The organism is Rhizobium sp. R635 (assembly GCF_002211285.1).
In the GTDB taxonomy this organism is placed as follows: Bacteria; Pseudomonadota; Alphaproteobacteria; order Rhizobiales; family Rhizobiaceae; genus Rhizobium.
Genome location: NZ_LOKX01000001.1, coordinates 56,948 through 71,302, shown reverse-complemented (window position 1 = coordinate 71,302; position 14,355 = coordinate 56,948). Strand labels below are relative to the sequence as shown.

At 63.1% G+C, this 14,355-nt stretch carries 11 protein-coding genes; 3 read left to right on the top strand and 8 right to left on the bottom strand.

Annotated features, from left to right (window positions below; genetic code table 11):
* Positions 1–44 precede the first annotated feature (44 nt).
* From ATY78_RS00315 to mscL, 6 genes are all read right to left on the bottom strand, one after another.
* Positions 45–1,001 (bottom strand): MBL fold metallo-hydrolase, encoded by a 957-nt coding sequence (locus ATY78_RS00315; protein WP_088680371.1) that lies wholly within the window; start codon positions 999–1,001, stop codon positions 45–47.
* Between the two features lie 244 nt (positions 1,002–1,245).
* Positions 1,246–2,298, bottom strand: a complete 1,053-nt coding sequence (locus ATY78_RS00310; RefSeq protein WP_088680370.1) for an enoyl-CoA hydratase/isomerase family protein — start codon at positions 2,296–2,298, stop codon at positions 1,246–1,248.
* 128 nt (positions 2,299–2,426) lie between these two features.
* Entirely contained in the window at positions 2,427–4,388 is a 1,962-nt protein-coding gene (locus tag ATY78_RS00305; RefSeq protein ID WP_088680369.1) for an EAL domain-containing protein, read from the bottom strand.
* Positions 4,389–4,449: 61 nt separating this feature from the next.
* Positions 4,450–5,484: a UDP-glucose 4-epimerase GalE gene (galE, locus tag ATY78_RS00300; RefSeq protein ID WP_088680808.1), complete on the bottom strand. Its 1,035-nt coding sequence runs from the start codon at positions 5,482–5,484 to the stop codon at positions 4,450–4,452.
* A gap of 196 nt (positions 5,485–5,680) precedes the next feature.
* Positions 5,681–6,847, bottom strand: a complete 1,167-nt coding sequence (locus tag ATY78_RS00295; protein WP_088680368.1) for a pyridoxal phosphate-dependent aminotransferase — start codon at positions 6,845–6,847, stop codon at positions 5,681–5,683.
* A 122-nt stretch (positions 6,848–6,969) separates the two neighbouring features.
* Positions 6,970–7,407: a large conductance mechanosensitive channel protein MscL gene (gene mscL / locus ATY78_RS00290; RefSeq protein ID WP_088680367.1), complete on the bottom strand. Its 438-nt coding sequence runs from the start codon at positions 7,405–7,407 to the stop codon at positions 6,970–6,972.
* Between the two features lie 219 nt (positions 7,408–7,626).
* Between mscL and ATY78_RS00285 the strand changes: the two genes are divergently transcribed.
* Positions 7,627–11,130 carry a hybrid sensor histidine kinase/response regulator gene (locus tag ATY78_RS00285; RefSeq protein ID WP_088680366.1) on the top strand — a complete coding sequence of 1,168 codons (3,504 nt, stop codon included), beginning with the start codon at positions 7,627–7,629 and terminating at the stop codon, positions 11,128–11,130.
* A 9-nt stretch (positions 11,131–11,139) separates the two neighbouring features.
* On the opposite strand, the gene ATY78_RS00280 is transcribed toward ATY78_RS00285, so the two are convergent.
* Positions 11,140–11,697, bottom strand: coding sequence for a TetR/AcrR family transcriptional regulator (locus ATY78_RS00280; RefSeq protein ID WP_088680365.1), 558 nt, complete (start codon positions 11,695–11,697; stop codon positions 11,140–11,142).
* 136 nt (positions 11,698–11,833) lie between these two features.
* Here ATY78_RS00280 and ATY78_RS00275 point away from each other — a divergent pair, with 136 nt between their 5' ends.
* Complete coding sequence (locus tag ATY78_RS00275) at positions 11,834–13,036, top strand: MFS transporter (RefSeq protein WP_088680364.1); 1,203 nt, start codon at positions 11,834–11,836, stop codon at positions 13,034–13,036.
* A 257-nt stretch (positions 13,037–13,293) separates the two neighbouring features.
* Here ATY78_RS00275 and ATY78_RS00270 read toward each other — a convergent pair whose 3' ends face one another.
* A complete protein-coding gene (locus ATY78_RS00270) occupies positions 13,294–13,698 on the bottom strand; it encodes a GFA family protein (protein ID WP_088680363.1) in 405 nt (134 codons plus the stop codon).
* A 58-nt stretch (positions 13,699–13,756) separates the two neighbouring features.
* Here ATY78_RS00270 and ATY78_RS00265 point away from each other — a divergent pair, with 58 nt between their 5' ends.
* Positions 13,757–14,257, top strand: a complete 501-nt coding sequence (locus ATY78_RS00265) for a MarR family winged helix-turn-helix transcriptional regulator (RefSeq protein WP_088680362.1) — start codon at positions 13,757–13,759, stop codon at positions 14,255–14,257.
* Positions 14,258–14,355 lie beyond the last annotated feature (98 nt).

The window sequence follows — 14,355 nt, the reverse complement described above, 5'->3', positions numbered from 1 at the left end:
CAATCCATGCAGCGCGCTTTGGTTCGGCCTGAGCTGGCAGGCGCTCAATAGTCCCAGAAGACCGGCACCCAACGGAAGACTTCGCCGTCGACCGCCACCCGGCCGACGGAGGGGAACGGCAGGTGAGTGGCCACCAGCTGTTCACCGGTCGCCGCCAGCTCCCGCAAAAGATCGAGGCGAACGCGAGCCGCTTCCTCGGGATAGTGTTCGAAACCATTGTACCAGTCGGGGTGCTCGAACCCGACCGCAAAAATGGCGTCGCCGGCGAAGGTCAGCTTGTCGCCGCCGGATGCCAGGCGAACCACGCTATGCCCGGGAGTGTGGCCGCCGGTGCGTTGGGCAACCACCCCTGGCGCCACCTCGGACCGCTCATCGAACAGCCTGAGATGGGGGCCGTACTCGCTCAGGAACCGCTTTGCGGTCGCCCGAAGCGCATCCGGGAAGCCGGGCGGCATCGAGACGTGGCTGAAATCGGGCGCTTCCCAGAATTTCGCCTCGGCCGCTGCCACATGAATCCTGAGGTCCGGACGCAGCCGGTCCTTCACCCCATCGACCAGCAACCCGCCAATGTGGTCCATGTGCAGGTGGGTCAGCACCACGTCGGTCACCGAACCAAGATCGATGCCGGCGGCCTCCAGCCGCCTGATCAGCTGCCCGGCCCGCGGCAGGTTCAAGTCCGGGTCCAACCCCAGTCCGGCATCGATGAGGATGGTCTGCCCGCCGCTGCGCACGAGGACGACGTTCAGCGCCCAGTCCAAAGCGTCCTGCGGCAGGAACATGTCGTCGAGCCACACCGCCCGGTCGGCCGCGTCGACATTGTGCCCCAGCATCGCGGTCGGGAGCGGCAGCACTCCGTCGCTGACGATCAGAACCTCGATATCGCCGATCCGCACCGCGTAGCGCGACGGAACCAATTCGTCGGGCTGCGGCCTGCCGGGCTGTCGGGTGCTGTTTGTCTCCTGCTGACCAGTCGTACGAGGTCTTGCTTCTGCCTGTGACATGATGCGCTCCTGTTTTGCGTGATCGAGAGGTGTCGGTTACGGGTCACCTCGCCGACACTATGTCGGAGCGTGTTTGGCGGTCGATCGGATCAAGGGAGAGGAAAGGCTAGGCTTTAGGACAGGGCAGCCTATGGTTTCGGCAGGGCGCAGCAGAGATTTGGTGGCGAAGCGGCTGACATGAGGACGCAGGCGCCCTCGCCCGCCGGGCAGTCCCTGCATGCGTCGATGGAGAAGGGTTATGGCATCAAAGAGAAAGCGGCGGCTCGGCCGGTTTCAGGAAGCGCTCGACCGTTGCCGCCTCCACGGCTTCGACTGACGCCGGCGACCATTTTGGATTGCGGTCCTTGTCGATCACGGCGGCGCGGATGCCCTCGAAGAAATCAGGATTATCCAGCATATGCAGGCAGGCGCCGAGTTCGCGGCCGAGACATTCGGCAAGCGAAGCGCTGCGCCGGCCGGCTCTCAGCAGGTGGAGAGCGAGCTTCAGGCTGGTCGGCGAGCGCGTCAGCAGCACACGCCGGGTCTCGCCGGCGAATTCATCCCTCTCCCCGGAAAGCGCCGAGAAGATCTCCTCGACCGTGTCGAAACGGAAGGCGCGATCGATCGTCGCCGCGTTGCGCTGCAGCCGGCCTTCTGCCGGAGGCTCGGAAAACCTCCGCAAGACGGCGTCGACATCGCCTGGCGCGCTGCCGAGAGGCAAGGCCGACAGGGCATCGATCACTTCTCCAAGCCGTGACGAGGCAATCTGGAGGTCGGCAAGCCCAGCGTGGATCGCGTCGGCCGCGCCGATATCGAGCCCGGTCAGGCCGAGCCATGTTCCGATCTCGCCGGGGGCGCGGGGCAGCAGCCAGGTGGCGCCGATATCGGGGAGGTAGCCGATGCCGGTCTCGGGCATGGCAAGGCGCGTGTGCTCAGTGACGATGCGGTGGCGGCCGTGCGACGACAGGCCGACGCCACCGCCCATGGTGATGCCGTCCATCAGCGCGACATAGGGCTTGGGATAGTGGGCGATCATGTGATTGAGGCGGAATTCCTCGCGCCAGAAGCTTGCCGCCAGATCATCGCCCGCACGGGCGCTCTCATGCAGGGCGCGGATATCGCCGCCGGCGCAGAAGCCGCGCTCGCCCTCACCAGTCACCACGACGCTCGCCACCCCGGCGTCACCGGCAAAAGCCTCGAGGGCTTCGGTGATCGTCCGGATCATCGGCAGCGTCAGGCTGTTCAGCGCGCGCGGCCGGTTGAGCCGAATGATGCCGGCGGTGCCCCGCCGCTCGATGATGACTTCGCCGTCCTGCATTCCTCGCCTCCCCTGTTGGAGCCTTTTCTGGTCAGATTGAAGCACTCTGACCAGGAAAGGCTCGAGACTAGGAATAGACGAGGATGAAACATCGCTCCAGTCGATTTGCGGCCGGCGGCGACCGATTGTCAGGCGGAAAGCGAATTGCGGGCAGAAGCGGCGCCGTCGCATCTGGCGGCGTATTCGATGGCAAGTTCCAGCGGCAGCGGCCGCGAGAAATAATAGCCCTGCGCCAGCCGAACACCCATCGCCTTCAACCCCTCAGCGATCGTTTCGCTTTCGACGCCTTCGGCGACGGAGGCGATGCCGAGATTCTGGCAGAGATTGGCGACCGAGCGGGTGATGTTCATGCAGCGGGCGTCGCGATCGAAATTCATCACGAAGCTCTTGTCGATCTTCAGCTTGTCGAAGGCGAGACGATGGATATGGCTGAGGCTCGAAAAGCCAGTGCCGAAATCGTCGAGCGCGATCGCGATGCCAGCGGCGCGCAGCATTGAAATCACCCGGTCGGCAGCATCGAAATCGGAAAGCAGCGCCGTTTCGGTAATCTCGAATTCGATGCGCTTCGGGTCGATGCCGGAGCGGGTGATCATGGCAAGCAGAGCCATCGACGTCTCGTGGTCGCAGATGTCGCGCGCCGAGAGGTTGAAGGATAGCTTGAGATGTCTCGGCATGATCGCCAGCGCTTCGAGCGCCTGGGCAAAGAGGACGCGCGTCATCCTTCCGATGACGGCGGTGCGCTCGGCCGCGGGAATGAAGGCTTCCGGGCTGATGCGGCCGAAACGGGCGCTGTCCCAGCGGGCGAGCGCCTCGTAACCGACGACGCGGCCGCTCTTCAAGTCGACGATCGGCTGATAATCGAGTTTCAATTCCCGGGCAAAGTCGCCCGCCTGCAGCTCGAGTTCGATCAGGTAGCGCTGGGTCAGAATCTTTTCGTGGTCGGCCGAGAAGAATTCGACGCCGCTGCTGCGCTTGCTCTTGACCTGATAGAGGGCGAAATCCGCCTTCTCGTACAGATCCTCGGCAGTGTATGTCCCGGCATCGGGATAGACGATGCCGCAGGAGCCGAAGACGCGCACTGACCCGTCGGGGATCTCGTAGGGATCGCGGACGGATGCGCAAAGCGCCTGGCCGAGATCGGCGATCGCCTGTCGCGTCATCGAGCAGGGGAAGATGATGCCGAACTCATCGCCGCCGAGGCGGGAAACGATGCCCTCTTCGCCGACCAGCGCGGTGAAACGGCGGGCCGTCTCCTTGAGCACGAGATCGCCCGCGGCATGGCCGAAGATGTCGTTGACGGGTTTGAAGCCGTCGAGATCGATAATGCCGATGACCGGTGGCGTGGCCGGGTTCTTCTGCAACCGCATTTCCAGCGAGAGAAAGAAGCTGCGGCGATTGGCAAGCCCGGTCAGTTGGTCCTGCAGCGCATTGCGGCTGTTGACGAGGTTCAGCTCCTCGGCTTCCGCCTGTTTCTGCTTCAGCTCCTCGGTCAACTGCACCAGACCGACGAAATTCTGGAAATAGCTGTTGATCACCCTGAGGAAGGGCAGGGTCAGGAAGAGACCGCTGACGGCGGTCGCCACGAAAACGGGATTGCCCGAAAACATGAAGGTGGCAATCATGGCCGAGAAGGTGATGACCGTGGTTATCGTCGCCGCCATCGGCAGATGCATCAGGCAAAAGATGCAGGAAATGCCCGTCACCACGAGGAAATAGGCGATCTGGCCCTGCTGGGAGGCATCGCCATACTGGTAGAGCGCGACGGCCCAGCCGCCGAAAGCGACGGTCAGGATGCCGGCGCCCGATATGGTGACCTTCATCAGCCGGTAGGCGCGCTCGGCGGATATGTCTTTCTTGCCCCTGATCTCCCACCAGCAGAGACGGAAGACGCAGACGATGCTGAGGCCGACCGGCATATAGAGCGAAAGCCAGAGCGGGGCGGATTCGAGATGGGTGATCGCCACTGCGAGAGCGTTGATGATCAGGAGGACATAAAGAATGGGAATCTGCGACGCCAAGGCCTGGAACTGCGCCGTCAGCAAGGTCGGATTGTCTTTCTGCAGCTGCAGCGCAGCCAGGAAGTTCTTCATGTTCCCTTTTCCGTCGGCAGAGCCAGCCAGAGAAAGCTTGCTGTTTCCTTAATCCTGTCGCTCAGAACGAAGCGGCCGCAAGTGCCCGGTGAATGCTCTGGAGGTCGTCGACGTTCTTGTTCGACAGGAACAGTTCCCAATCGAGCGAGCTCTGGACGATGGTCTCAAGCGAATCGTAGTGCGGCCTCCAGTCGAGCACCTGCCTGGCGAGCGAAGCATCCGCGACGACGCTTGCCGAATCCCCGGCCCGGCGCGGTGCCATGTGGATCTTGAAGGAGTGGCCGTGCAGGCGAGTGACCATGTTCAGCACGTCGAGCACGGAATAGCCGCTGCCATAACCGCAATTGGCAACGAGCGGACCTTTCTCCCTGCGCAGGTGTTGCAGCGCTTTCAGATGCGCGTCGGCAAGATCGGTAACGTGGATATAGTCGCGCACGCCGGTGCCGTCATGGGTGGGATAGTCGATGCCGTAGACATGGACGCCGTCACGCTTGCCGAGTGCCGCTTCGCAGGCGACCTTGATGAGGTGCGTGGCGCCCGAGGTCGACTGGCCGGTACGGTGGTGCGGGTCGGCGCCGGCAACATTGAAATAGCGAAGGGCGACATAATTGAAGTCATAGGCGGCGGCGGCATCGCGCAGCATCAGCTCGGTCATCAGCTTGGACTGGCCGTATGGATTTTCCGGGTAGAGGGGGGCGGTCTCCTTGACCGGCAGGTCCGTCTTCTGCTGACCGTAGACGGCGGCCGTCGAGGAGAAGACGAAATTGCGGATGCCGGCCTTGATCGCGGAGCTCAGAAGCGCGCGGGTCTTGCCGGAGTTGTTGTCGTAATAGGAGAGCGGGTCGGCGACCGAGACCGGCACGACGGCGGAGCCGGCGAAATGGATGATCGCCTCGATGTCGTTTTCGATGAAGATCTTCTTCAGGATGTCGGGATCGGCAACGTCGCCGAGATAGAAACGCGCGGCCGGCGCCACCGCCCAGCGGAAGCCGGTGGAGAGGCAGTCGAGCACGACCACATCCTCGCCCGCGTCGAGCAACGACCAAACCATGTGACTGCCGATATATCCGGCCCCGCCCGTCACCAAAACCGCCATGTCCCGCATCCCTGCTTTCGTTTTATAGGCAGGGGGCATCAGGCGCCGGTTTTTCTTTCCAATCTTCTTATCGGAGCGCCGTTCGGGCGGCTTTGAACGGGTATGTTTGGAGTCGTGGTTAGAGCCCGATTTCAGGCTTTGCTACAGTTTTATCGATCGGGCGATTTCGGCACGAAATCGCCCGGAGCGCGCAATCTTAGAGTTTGGCGATATAGTCGCAGAGACGCTCGGCCGCGATTGCCACCTGGGCAGGATCGCGCAGGAAACAGGCGCGCAGGAAGAGCTCGCCGCCGGCGCCAAAGGCCGTCCCGGGAGCAAGGCCGACACCGGTCTTGTCGACAATGTCGATCGCTGCCTTGCGGCTGTCGGTGACGCCGTCGATCTTCAGGAAGGCATAAAGCGCACCGTCGGGCTTCAGCGTCTCGACGCGGTTGGTGGCAACAAGCGCATCGCAGAGAATATCGCGGGAGCGCGCCGCCTTGGCGATATTGGCGCGCACGAAATCATCGCCGTGATCGAGGGCTGCGACGGCGCCCTTCTGCATGAATTGCGCCACACCCGACGTCGAATACTGGATGAGGTTTTCGAGCACCTGCCCCATCGCAGGCGGCGCGACGATCCAGCCGACGCGCCAGCCGGTCATCGACCAGTTCTTCGAGAAGGAATTGACGAAGATGATCTTGTCGTCAGGCTCCATCACGTCGAGAAAGGAGGGTGCACGGCCGCCGGCAAAGTAATAAAGCGCGTAGATTTCATCCGCCATGATCCAGAGATCATGTTTGCGGGCGAGCGCCAGGATGACTTCGAGATCCTCTCTGGTCGCGGTCCAGCCAGTCGGGTTCGACGGCGTGTTGATGAAAAGGCCCCTGGTCTTTTCAGTGATCGCGGCTTCGATGCGGTTGAGATCGACCGCCCATTTGCCGCCTTCGAACTGCAGTTCGACGCCCACGGAGCGCGCGCCCGATATCTCGAGCGCGGCGGCGATATTCGGCCATGCGGGAGTGAGATAGACGAATTCGTCGCCCGGCGAGGTCAGCGTCTGCACGGCGATCTGGATCGCCTGCATGCCGGAACCGGTGACATAGAAATGCTCGACCGGCAGGCGGACGGCGAAATGCCTGTGGTAATAATCCGAAAGCGCCCGGCGAAGCGCCGGAATGCCGCGCTGCCAGGTGTAGAAGGTCTCACCGGCGGCCAGCGCATCCATCGCCGCCCTGCTGATGAAATCAGGCGTCGGCAGATCGCCTTCCCCCACCCAGAGCGGCAACAGGCCTTCACGGCCACGGGCATAGTTGACGACTTCGACGATCCCGCTTTCGGGCGCCGCCATGGCGCGCGGGCTGAGGCTGCTTACAATCGACATGCATATCTCCGGTTTCCGCCTTCATAGAGGATTTGCATCCGCAAATCCCATGATAACGAGTGATGGCATATCGATTTTCGTGATGAATGAGCCCGGCCGAAGCGGGCGGACTCAGGACTGGATCAGACCGTTGGGCGCTTGGCGAGAAGGTCGCGGATTTCCATCAGCAGCGCCACATCTGCCGGCGGCGGCGGAACCTCTTCCGGTGCGGTCTTTTCCTTGCGCTCGACCTGTTCGCGCAGCGTGTTCACGCCCTTGACCATCAGGAAGATGATCCAGGCGAGGATCAGGAAATTAATGAGGACGGTGATGAAATTGCCGTAGGCGAAAACGGCGCCCTGGGCGCGGGCGGCGGCGAGCGTCGGCGCGTTGACGGCCGAAGACAGCGGCAGGAAGTAATTCGAAAAATCGAAGCCGCCGAAGATGGCGCCGACAACAGGCATGATGATGTCGTCGACCAGCGATTTGACGATGCCGCCAAAGGCGCCGCCGATGATGACGCCGACTGCAAGATCCATGACATTGCCGCGGGCGATAAAGGCCTTGAACTCGTTGAGCATCCGATCCGTCTCCCTTCGATGCATTTCAAAGACATGCAACCGGTTTTATTAGCTACATCTTCATTGCAATTAATCAATCGGAAATCGCAATTGTCCGGCGAAGCCGCGGAGGTCTTTGACTTAAGGCCTAGACGGCCGGGAATTCTCAACGCGCCTGAAATGACTTAAGCTGAGAGCGTTGCGGGAGGTCCCGGCGGCTTTTCCGCCGGCGGAGGGTCAATGCTTCCAGGCTGGGTCATATTCGCGTCTGCCTTCGGCTATCTGCTCCTGCTTTTCGCCGTGGCAAGCTATGGCGACCGCAAGAACCGCGGCCCAGGTGCGCTGGAAGGCGGATGGCCCGTCGTCTATGCGCTGAGCCTCGCGATCTACTGCACCTCCTGGACCTATTTCGGCAGCGTCGGGCTTGCCGCGCAGCGCGGCCTGGAATTCGCCGGCATCTATATCGGCCCCATCCTCGTCTTTACATTCGGCATGCCGCTGCTTCGCCGCATCATCGAGCTCGCCAAAGCGGAGAAGCTCACCTCGGTCGCCGATTTCGTCGCCGCGCGCTACGGCAAGAACCCGACGGTCGCGACGATCGTCGCGCTGATCTCGCTGATCGGCACCATTCCCTATATCGCGCTGCAGCTGAAGGCGATCTCGAGCACCGTCGGCGCCATGGTCAACCCCTCCGATTACGGCATCGGCAGCGGCAATCTCTATTTCCTCGACCTGCCGCTCGCAGCCACCCTGGTGCTCGCCTGCTTCGCCATCATGTTCGGCACGCGGCATACGGACGCGACGGAACATCAGGACGGCCTCATCCTCGCCGTGTCGATGGAATCCGTGGTCAAGCTCGTCGCCTTCCTGACGGCCGGCATCTGCGTCATCTGGTTTCTCTTCGACGGCCCCACGGATCTCTGGCAGAAGACCGTCGAAAACGATCTGGTCATGTCGGCGCTCGCTTACCATACGCCGATCAGCCGCTGGATCACGCTGATCGTCCTGTCGGCCTTCGCAATCATCATGCTGCCTCGGCAGTTCCACGTAACCGTCGTGGAAAACCGGACGCCGAAACAGCTGAAGCTCGCTGGCTTCCTGTTTCCCACCTATCTCGTCGCCATCAATCTCTTCGTGCTGCCGGTGGCGATCGGCGGACTCCTGACCTTCGGCGGCGCCGGCAATGCCGATTTCTACATGCTGTCGCTGCCGCTGGCCGGCGAGATGCCGGTGGTGTCGCTGATCATCTTCATCGGCGGCTTCTCGGCTGCCACCGCGATGGTGATCGTCGATTCCGTGGCGCTGTCGATCATGGTGTCGAACGACATCATCATGCCGATTTTCCTCAGGCGCAAACTCGCCGGCCGCGCCGGCCAGCGCGACGATTTCGCCAAGAGCCTGCTCAACATCCGCCGCAGCGCCATCTTCGCCGTGCTGCTGTTCGGCTATGCCTATTACCGCTCGACCGACAGCACCGCGGGCCTTGCCTCTATCGGCCTTCTCTCCTTTGCCGCGATCGCGCAGATCGCGCCCGCGCTGTTCGGCGGGCTGATCTGGCGGCGGGCGAATGCGCGCGGCGCGATCCTCGGGCTGACCTCCGGCTTCGTCACCTGGATCTACCTGCTGTTTCTGCCCTCGCTCGGCGGACCGGATTATTCGCATGTGGCGAGCGCCGTGCTCGGCTTCATCTTTCCCGGCTCGACGCTGTTCACCGCGCCCGACGCCGATCCGCTGGTCAATGCGACCGTGATGAGCCTGCTCGTCAATACCGCCTTCTTCGTCGTCGGTTCGCTCACGCGCAATGCCAAGCCGCTGGAGCGCATCCAGGCCGGCATCTTCGTCAAGCGGCATTCACGCTCGCAATTCGCTACGCGCGGCTGGAAGACCCGCATCAGCGTCGGCGACCTCAAGGCGGCGATCTCACGCTATCTCGGCGAAGAGCGGATGCAGCGCTCGTTCACGACCTACGAGCAGAGCTCCGGGCGCAAGCTGGAGGACGAGCAGCCGGCCGACATGGCGCTCATTCATTTCAGCGAACAGCTGCTCGGCAGCGCCATCGGCTCCTCCTCGGCCCGCCTCGTGTTGTCCCTGATCCTGCAGAAGATCGAGGATGCTTCTTCCGACACCGCCTGGCTGCTCGACCAGGCAAGCGAGGCGCTGCAATATAACCAGGACATGCTGCAGACCGCGCTCTCGCAGATGGACCAGGGCATTGCGGTCTTCGACAGCTCCAACCGGCTGACGATCTGGAACCGGCGTTTCCGGCAATTGCTGGATCTGCCGGAGAGCGCCGGCCAGGTTGGATTCCCGCTGTCGGATATCGTCACGACGCTCATCCAGCGCGGCGACATCGCGCCCGGCGACCTCAGCCAGACGGTGCGGCATTTCCTGACGCTCGACAAGCCCTTCTCGCTGGTGCTCGGCGGCGGCGAGCGGATCATCGAAGTGCGCTCCAACGCCATGCCGGACAAGGGCATCGTCGCAACCTTCACCGATATCACCCAGCGCGTAAACGCCGACCAGGCGCTCAAACAGGCGAATGAGACGCTGGAGCAGCGCGTCGCCGAACGTACGGCGGAGCTTACCCGCGTCAACCGCGAACTGGCCGAGGCGCGCGCGGCCGCAGACGAGGCGAACATCGGCAAGACACGCTTTTTCGCCGCCGCCGGCCACGACATCCTGCAGCCGCTCAACGCCGCCCGGCTCTATTCCTCAGCGCTGGTCGAGCGCATGGCGCAATCCGACAACAGCCCAATCGTGCGCAACATCGATTCCGCGCTGGAATCGGTCGAGACCATTCTCGGCGCGGTGCTCGATATTTCCAGGCTCGATACCGGCGCCATGCGGCCGCGGCTCGCCTCCGTCGCACTCTCCGACCTCCTGGAGCGCATCGAGACCGATTTTGCGCCGATCGCGCGGGAAAAGCGGCTGAAGCTGGTGGTCATGCCGACCTCGCTGCGCGTCCGCTCCGACCCGAACCTTCTGCGCCGGCTGGTGCAGAACCTCGTTTCCAACGCCATCAAATACACGATCACCGGCAAGGTGCTGGTCGGCGCGCGGCGGCGCGGCAACCAGGTGATCATCCAGGTGATGGATTCCGGCATCGGCATTCCGCCATCGAAATTCCGCACGGTATTCAAGGAATTCGCGCGGCTGGACGAAGGCGCCAAGACCGCCTCCGGCCTCGGACTCGGGCTTTCGATCGTCGACCGCATCGCCCGCGTTCTCAACCATCCGGTCGACCTGCAATCGACCCATGGCAAGGGCACTGAATTTCGCATCACCATGCCTCTCGACATCTCGCGTCCGGCCGAGACTGCCGCGGCAATCGCCCCTGCCGATCGGCCGGGACAGCCGCTCAAGGGGCTGCGCATCCTCTGCATCGATAACGAGCCGAAGATCCTCGAAGGCATGCGGCTTTTGATCAACGGCTGGGGCTGTGAGGTGGAAGCGCTGGATTGCCTTGCCGAAGCGATGGCCGTCGACGGCCGTAGCGGCCCGCCGGATCTCGTCATCGCCGATTATCATCTCGGCGACGGCACCGGCATTGCCGCGATCCTGCATCTGCGCCAGCAATTCGGCGCCGATATTCCCGCTTTGCTGGTTACGGCCGACCGCACGCCGGAGGTACGCAGCGAGGCGGAGCGACACGGCATCGCCGTTCAACACAAGCCGGTGCGGCCGGCGGCTCTGCGCGCCTTTATTACCCAGATTTCCGGCCTCAAACGAGCCGCTGCGGAATAGACGCCGAGCTCAGCCGGTCGCGCTGATGACGCGCGAGACGAGATCGCGCACGCGCGCGGAATCGGGCACGTCGCCGAACAGGATCCGGTACATGATCGGTGCTACCACCTGATCCATGACGAGATCGATATCAGGGAAGGTCTCGCGGCGAACATTCGCTCTCTCGGCGATGACGACGATCTGCTGACGCGTATATTCGCAGCATTTGCAGGCATTTTCGCCCGTCTGCGCCGCCAGCACGTCGCGGATCATCTCACGGCCCGGCCCCGAGGACATTTCCTCGGCATATTGCTCCGCCCAGGCTTCGAGGTCGGCCTTGCCGCTGCCCGCATCGATCGGCTGCATGTCCGGCCGCAACCGCTCGACGGCGACGTCGGCCAGAAGCTCCTGCAGGTCACCCCAGCGGCGATAAATGGTCGACGGCGTTACCCCCGCCTTGGCGGCAATCAATGGGATCGTCACCTCGGCGCGGCTCATCTCGGCCAGGAGATCGCGCGCCGCCTTGTGCACCGACGCCTGAACCCGGGCGCTTCGTCCGCCCGGACGGAGATTTTCTTTCACTGCCATGCCTGCAATCCGACCTTCGTCCTGACTTCGATGATTCAAAATCTTTGACAGGAGCATAAACGCAAATAATTTGCCTTTACGATCCACCCGCCCTACATGGAGCTAACGCAACGGCTTAGCTTTAAGGGGCTTATATATGTTCGCCGCAGCCAAATCCACAGAGAATGCGCCGCGCCCCTCGATCGGTTTCCATGCGCTGACGCTTGCTACCTTCTTCGGCGCCTCGGCGGCGCCGACGCCGCTCTACCGGATCTATCAGGAGAACTTCTCCGTCTCGCCTGTACTGATCACCGTCATCTTCGCCGTCTATGCCTTCGCGTTGCTGGCGGCGCTGCTGATCGCCGGCTCGATCTCGGATCACCTCGGCCGCAAGCCGGTGATCTTTACCGCCCTCGTGCTCGAAATCGTCGCCATGGGCCTCTTCGTGGTGGCGAGCGGTCCCGGCTGGCTGATCGCGGCGCGGATCGTGCAGGGTGTTGCAACCGGGATCGCCGGAGCATCGCTTGGCGCAGCGCTCGTCGATGTCGACCGGGCGAAGGGGCAGATCGTCAATTCGATCGCGCCGCTCTGCGGCATGGCGGTGGGCGCGGTCGGCACCAGCGCGCTGATCCAATACGGCCCCTTCCCGATGCATCTCGTCTACGCGCTGCTACTCGCCGCCTTCGCGCTGCAGGCGGCGGCGATCTGGCTGACGCGCGAGACCGGCGGCACCCGGCCGGGTGCGCTCGGCTCGCTGGTGCCGCGGGTTTCCGTTCCGCCGCAGGCGAAACGGCCGCTCTCGCTGATAACACCGATCAACATCGCCAACTGGACGCTCGCCGGCTTCTATCTTTCGCTGGTCCCCTCATTGGTCGCCGGCACGACCGGCAGCACCGCGCCGCTGACGGGCGGGGCCGTCGTGACAGCCCTGATGGTGAGCGGGGCGATCACCGTCTATGCCAGGCGCGGCAAGTCGGCCTCGGCCAATCTCGCCTTCGGCGCCTCGGCGAAAACGCTCGGCATCCTGACGGTCGTTGCCGGCGAGCATCTTGCCAATGTGCCGCTGCTGCTGATCGGCACGATCTTTACCGGCGCCGGTTTCGGCACCAATTTCCTCGGCTCGATCGGCACCATCATGCCGCTCGCCAAGGCGGACGAACGGGCCGGGCTGCTGTCGGCCTTCTACGTGCAGAGCTACCTCGCCTTCAGCCTGCCGGCGATCCTTGCCGGGTTCCTAGCGAAATCCGCCGGTTACCAGGTGACGACGGATATTTATGCGACGGCGATCCTGCTGTTGCTGGGTATCGGCCTGATCAGCATCCGCACCGGCCGGCGCAAGGCGGCGGAGAATGCTGCCTGACATCCAAGGAGTTCAGGGCTGGAGATCGAGCGGTGCGCGGCCGCTGCCATCCATGGCGAAGGGCACAGCGCCTTGGCCCGCATCATCAGCATGGCGATGGTCGCCTCATCCTCTTGCCTGGCATTCGCTTCATCTTTCACGGCCGCTCTCCTTCTGCGTTATGGATGGAGGACGAGCGGCAGGAGGACGATCCGACAATGATGCGTTTCCGTCTGGCAATCCGGACACAAACCGCTAAGTAATTTGGTGGAATTGCTTCAGAGATAACTCACCACCTCAGGCTCGTTCCACCAGGCATCATGCCTGCCGTCGTAGTAGCGCACCGGCAGCGCCGCCAGTTCCTCGGGCGTGATGTCGTCGAGGCAGCCGATGTTGATCGAGACATAAGCGCCGCCGATCGCCTCGACATAACCGTCACCATAGGCGGGTACGCCGCAGGTGCGGCAGAAGCGATGATGACCGCTTCTGGTGTTGAACTGATAATCGGCCATCACAGCCTCGTCGCACATCAGCCGAAAATCCGCGGGCTTGACGTTGGCGCCCCAATAACGCCGCTTGGCGCAGATCGAACAATTGCAGCGGCCGGTGCCTTCTTCGAGATCGATGTCCACTTCGTAGCGAACATTGCCGCAATGGCAGCTTCCCCGATAGGTCCTCTTCATGGCGCTCTCCTCCTTCGACGTTGCGTCGTGTGCCTGGATATGACAATATATTGTCACTATGGATGAGATACAAAATAGACAACATGTTGTCAAACGAAATCGACCGGAGCGGACAATGGAAGGTGACGCCTTTTCCGCCTTCGCGATCACCGCACTTCGCCTCGCCGGCCACCTGACGGCCGCCGGCGACCGGCTGGCAAAGCCGGCTGGCCAAACGAGCGCGCGCTGGCAGGTGCTGGCTGCGGCAAGGCGCGGCGACATGTCGGTAGCCCAGATCGCCCGCGCCCTCGGTCTCGCCCGCCAGGGCGTGCAGCGGCTCGCCGACGTGCTGGAGGGCGAAGGACTGATCGCCTATGCCAACAACCCGCAGCACCAGCGCGCCAAGCTGGTGCTGCTGACGGCGGAAGGGGCGGAGCGGCTTGGGGTGATCGAGATGGCGCAGGCGGGATGGGCGAACGAGCTGGGTGCTGCGTTTACGGCGGCGGAACTTGATGCTGCGCAGGCGGTGATGGCGCGGGTGATGGGGATGTTGGAGGCCGGAGAGGAGGCTCGCGGCTGAATTGCTGGCGATGTTTCCGATTGTGCTCGCCGCGGGAAGTGATCTCTTGACCGCTGTGCCGTGAGGTACCCCCCTCTGTCCTGCCGGCCCCGGGTCGA